At 67.1% G+C, this 1,914-nt stretch carries 1 protein-coding gene; it reads right to left on the bottom strand.

All coding sequences use genetic code 11. The annotated features are described in order from the left end of the window. A partial coding sequence (locus Aph01nite_RS40820; protein WP_204046463.1) for an RICIN domain-containing protein occupies positions 1-1,840 on the bottom strand: 1,840 nt, incomplete at its 3' end. Between the last annotated feature and the right edge of the window lie 74 nt (positions 1,841-1,914).

The following is a 1,914-nucleotide window of genomic DNA, read 5'->3' as shown; positions in this document are numbered from 1 at the left end:
CGTACACCCAGGTCTGAACCTTGACGCCATCAGCGGTCGCGCCGACACCACCGCTGACATCCCACACCTGAGCAGGCGCGTTACGCCCGACCACCTGGTAGAAACCGTCGCTCGTCGACCGGAACTGCCACTGCTGGTTGTTCTGCGCCGACCCGCACGTCCACTGCTGCACCGCAGTCCCGTTCCCGGTCCCCCAACCCGCGGCGTCCACACACTTGCCGCTGTTGACATTGACCACCTGATACCAGGCACTCGCGTCAATCGGCCCACCCGGAGACGGCGAAGGCGACGGCGACGGGTTGGTGCCGCCCGCACCCCACGTGAAGGTGCCCACGGCACCTCCGGGCAGGGAGTACGTCACCGTCATGTTGTTGTACGAGATCCCGAAGGTCCGGTTGTCGCCGCTGATGTTGTGGACGACCAGGGCGTACGTGCCGTCGGGGTTCCTGAAGGCGACGTTGTGCAGATCTCCCGCGTTGTTGCTGCCGACGCGTACGGCTCCGGGCTTCACGAACCTGCTCAGGTGCCCGATGGTGTAGTACTCGGCGTTGCGCGTGACGGTGGAACCGTCGATGGCGACCACGCCGGTGCACATGCCGGCTGGGTTGTTGCCGCAGCCGCCGTTGACCGGACCGCCCTGGGAGTTCAGGGCGAGGTTCCAGTTGATGACGCCTTTCGCCCAGTTGCGTACCGAGGCGATGAAGATGTTGCGGGCGTGCCATTTGAGGGTGTCGGAGAAGTAGGTGGCGAACGAGTCGTTGACGCCGTGCCAGCCCGAGCCCTCGGTGAACCAGATGTCCTTGGCGGGGAAGGCGTTGTGCAGGTCGTTCTGCCGGCCCGCGTCCCCGGCGTAGTGGTGGTAGCCGGTGCCGGCGATCCACTGGGCGGCCGAACTCCGCAGCGCGTCGTAGGGATAGTCGGGTTCGGCGGGTACGCCCAGCCGGGCCGCGTCGGCGGCGTCGTCCGGATGCTGGGTCCAGTTGTGGTCGTACGAGATGATCTTCACTCGGCTCAGGCCCGCCTGCTGCAGCATCGGCCCGAGCTCGTTGATCACCTTGGTCTGGTCGGCCACCGGCAGATCGGTGCCCGGATAGGCATCGGGGGTACGGTTCTGTGGCTCGTTCTGGACGGTCAGGGCATAGATCGGTACGCCCGCGGCTTCGTACGCCTGCACGAACTTGAGCAGGTAGAGGGCATAGGAACGGAAGTAGGCGGGATCGTTCCTGACGCGTCCGCCGACGAGGGAGTTGTTGGTCTTCATCCAGGCCGGGACACTCCACGGGCTGGCCATGATCTTCAGCCCGGGATTGAGTTCCCGGGCCCGGCGGAGCAGCGGCAGGATCCGCGCCTGGTCGTGCGCGATGCTGAAGCGGGTCTGCTGCAGGTCGGTCTGTCCGGCCGGCAGGTCGTTGTACGTGTAGTGCGGCCCGTCGACGAAGTCCGAGGCGCCGATCGGCTGGCGCAGGAAACTGATGCCGATGCCCTCGGCCGGACTGAACAGCGAGCGCATGACCTCGTCGCGCTGGGTCGCCGGGAGCCGGTAGAGCAGCGAGGCCGAGGAGTCGGTGAGCGAGGCCCCGAACCCGTCCATGGTCTGGTACGTCTGGCCGGGGTTGACGTCGATGGTGTCGGAGGGACGGGGCACCGTGTCGCTGAAGGCGCGGACGGGTCCGGCGGCCATCAACTGGGTGCGGTCGGGTGTGGTCACCCAGGAGGAGACGTTCGGTCCGGTGGCCGCTTCGGCGGTGCTCAGCGTCGTGACGGAGGCGGCGACCATGAGCGCGGCGCCGACGGCCGCCAGGACGCGCCTGTTGGACGGTGGGTGTAACCGTGATTTCATTGATGATCCCGAGGTTGCGTGTGAGTGTGACCGGTAGTCGGGAGGGCGGGCCCCGTTGCAGCGGGACCCGCCCA

Origin of the sequence: Acrocarpospora phusangensis (assembly GCF_016862995.1) — a bacterium.
In the GTDB taxonomy this organism is placed as follows: Bacteria; Actinomycetota; Actinomycetes; order Streptosporangiales; family Streptosporangiaceae; genus Acrocarpospora; species Acrocarpospora phusangensis.
This window is presented reverse-complemented; position numbering and strand designations above follow the sequence as displayed.